Source organism: Actinocorallia libanotica (genome assembly GCF_039525175.1).
In the GTDB taxonomy this organism is placed as follows: Bacteria; Actinomycetota; Actinomycetes; order Streptosporangiales; family Streptosporangiaceae; genus Actinocorallia; species Actinocorallia libanotica.
This window is the reverse complement of record NZ_BAAAHH010000097.1, coordinates 1-1,917: the sequence shown is the minus strand read 5'-3', so window position 1 is coordinate 1,917 and position 1,917 is coordinate 1. Positions and strand designations below refer to the sequence as shown.

The window sequence follows — 1,917 nt, the reverse complement described above, 5'->3', positions numbered from 1 at the left end:
CCGGCGTGCCGCTACCGCCGCGCCGACGCCCGCCGCAGCGACCGCCGCGACGGCGCCCGCCGCGCCCAGCCTGCGTCTGCTCCTGACGTCCAACTTGGCCTCCGGGGGATTTCAGTCCAGATGCGTGCGCGGCACCCTGCCGCCGATCCTCGTCACGACCTCGTAGGAGATGGTCCCGAGCGCCTCCGCCCAGTCCTGGGCGGTGGGCTCGCCGCGGTCGCCCGGCCCGAAGAGGACCACCTCGTCGCCCTCCTCGACCACGTCGTCGCCGAGGTCGACGACGAACTGGTCCATGCACACCCGGCCCGCGATGCGGCGCCGCGCCCCGCCCGCCAGGAGCTCCAGCACGCCGCCGCCGTTGCGCGGCACCCCGTCGGCGTAGCCGGCCGGGACCAGCGCCACGTTCGCGTCCCGCGGCGTGGTGTAGGCGTGGCCGTAGGAGACGCCGCTGCCCGCGGCGGCCCGCTTGGTGAAGGCGATCTGGGAGACCACCGTCATGGCCGGGCGCAGCCCCGGGTCGGGGAGCCCCGGCGCGGGGTGCAGCCCGTAGATCGCGATGCCGGGCCGCACCAGGTCCCAACGGGTCTCCGGGAGGTACAGCGCCGCCGCCGAGTTCGCCAGGTGCCGCACCTCGGGCCGCACCCCGGCCCGCTCGGCCAGCTCGACCGCCTCGCGGAACACCCGGGCCTGCGCGGCCACCGAGGGGTGGCCGGGCTCGTCCGCGCACGCCAGGTGCGACCAGATCCCGACGATCTCCACCCGGCCGGACGCCTGCGCCTTGAGGGCCCGCTCCACCAGCTCGGGCCAGCCCTGCGCGTTGGCGCCCTCCCTGGTCATGCCGGTGTCCACCGCCAGGTGGACGCGCGCCGCCCGTCCGGCGTCCACCGCCGCCTCGGCGACCTCCTCCAGCAGCCGGAGCCCGCCGACACCGAGGTCCACGCCCGCCGCCACGGCCCGCCCGTACTCGTCGCCCCTGGTGCACACCATCGCCATGACGGGGACGCCGACACCCGCCTCGCGCAGCGCCAGCGCCTCCTCGACGTAGGCCACGCCGATCCGCCCGGCGCCGCCCGCGAGCGCGGCGCCCGCCACGGCCGCCGCCCCGTGCCCGTAGCCGTCGGCCTTGACCATGGCCATCACTTCGGCGCCGCCCGCCGTCTCGCGGATCAGCCGCACGTTCTCGCGGATCGCCGCCAGCTCCACCAGCGCCCGCGTCGGATACCTCATGGTCCCCAAGTCTGCCTCACCCGCGCCCCTCCCTCGCCCTTCCTCCCAGCTCACGACCCCCTTCGGTGAGATCTCCCTCACCGGGGGGACCGCCCGCGGCGCACCCCCGGGAAAGCCGCCCCGCACGCGGACCCGTGTTCACGGAAGGCGGCGGAAGGCGGCGGGCAGGGCGGTGAGGACGTCGAGGGCGGTGATCGGGGACGCGGACAGCGCCGGGTCGGGTGCGGAGGCCAGCCGGGCCGCGAGTCCGTGGAGGTGGGCGCCATGGGCGGCCGCCTCGGGGGCCGGGAGGCCGGTCGCCAGGAGGGCGCCGATCAGGCCGGAGAGGACGTCGCCGGTGCCCGCCGCGGCCAGCCGCGGGGTGCCGGTGAGGTTGGCGCGGACGGGACCGCCGCCGGGGGCCGCGACCAGGGTCGTGGAGCCCTTCAGCAGGACCGTGGCGTTCAGCTCCTCGGCGGCGCGGCGCACGTAGGCCAGTCGGCGGGCCTCGATGTCGGCGCGTTCGGCGCCCAGAAGGCGGGCGAGCTCCCCCGCGTGGGGCGTCAGGACGGTGGGGGCCGGACGGTCCAGGAGCGCGCGGCGCTCCCCGGCGGGCAGCCCGGACAGGGTGTTCAGGCCGTCGGCGTCGACCAGGACGGGGACGTCGCTCGCCAGGGCCGCGCGCACCAGGCGGTGGGAGGGGGGGGGGCG

The 1,917-nt window shown here is 77.7% G+C and carries 2 protein-coding genes; both read right to left on the bottom strand.

The window, feature by feature from the left end:
• Positions 1 to 111: 111 nt before the first annotated feature.
• Positions 112 to 1,227 carry an alanine racemase gene (gene alr, locus ABD140_RS39745; RefSeq protein WP_344248220.1) on the bottom strand — a complete coding sequence of 372 codons (1,116 nt, stop codon included), beginning with the start codon at positions 1,225 to 1,227 and terminating at the stop codon, positions 112 to 114.
• 138 nt (positions 1,228 to 1,365) lie between these two features.
• Positions 1,366 to 1,917: ADP-dependent NAD(P)H-hydrate dehydratase (locus ABD140_RS39740; RefSeq protein WP_344248218.1), on the bottom strand; the 552-nt coding region annotated here is incomplete at its 5' end.

What these genes read in the sequence shown, in the direction of transcription:
- alr (WP_344248220.1), bottom strand. Translation starts at nt 1,227, where the DNA reads ATGAGGTATCCGACGCGGGCGCTGGTGGAGCTGGCGGCGATCCGCGAG.